The following is a 710-nucleotide window of genomic DNA, read 5'->3' as shown; positions in this document are numbered from 1 at the left end:
CGCCGGCGCCGCCGCCCCAGGGGCCGCCCTGCCCGCCTCCGAAGCCCTGGAAGCGCGGCTTGCCCTCGGCGTCGATCTCGCCGCGGTCGAACTGGGCCCGCTTCCCGGCGTCCGACAGCAGATCATAGGCGGAGCCGATCTCGGCGAACCGCTCCTGCGCCGTCGGATCGTCCGGCTTGTGGTCCGGGTGCCAGGTCTTGGCGAGCTTGCGGTAGGCCTTTTTGATCTCGGCGGCGCTCGCCGAACGCGGCACGCCGAGCACGTCGTAAGGATCGCGCATCGCGTCGAGGAATCCGTGTGTTCGAGAAAGCCGCGCACAGTCTAGCGCGCGGCTTGGTTCGTGCTCAATGTGGGCGCCTGTAACATGAATGCAACAGGCCCGGCCGGGGCGTCCACGCCCCGTCTCCTCGCCTCAGAGCGTGCGGCTCGCGGCCGTGCGGATGGCCACAGCTTCCCAGTAGCCGGCGGCGGTGCGGCAGGCCGTGCCCTCGAGACGCTGCTCGTGCCCGGAGGCGCTGTGGCTCGCCGAGAACGCGCGGCAGGTCGCGCCGTTCTCGGTCGTCGCGCCGGCGGCGGCGCTGAACGCCCCGTAGGCGCCCGAATCGGGATTGGCCCAGGGCACGGAGGCGTTGGTGGCGTCGGCGGACATGGCGATGCTGAGCGCGCCGCGCGCATAGGCCCAGTCGGACGGCGTGAGCGCGGGAGGCTCC

2 protein-coding genes are annotated in these 710 nt (G+C 72.4%); both read right to left on the bottom strand.

What is annotated here, in order from left to right; all coding sequences use genetic code 11:
- The coding region (locus ACIKT0_RS19525; RefSeq protein WP_407106918.1) for a DnaJ domain-containing protein at positions 1 to 280 on the bottom strand (280 nt) is incomplete at its 3' end.
- 132 nt (positions 281 to 412) lie between these two features.
- Positions 413 to 710, bottom strand: a 298-nt coding sequence (locus ACIKT0_RS19520; RefSeq protein ID WP_407106917.1) for an RT0821/Lpp0805 family surface protein, incomplete at its 5' end; no start/stop codon positions are given.

Source organism: Hansschlegelia beijingensis, from assembly GCF_045505405.1.
Lineage (GTDB): Bacteria > Pseudomonadota > Alphaproteobacteria > Rhizobiales > Methylopilaceae > Methylopila > Methylopila beijingensis_A.
This window is presented reverse-complemented; position numbering and strand designations above follow the sequence as displayed.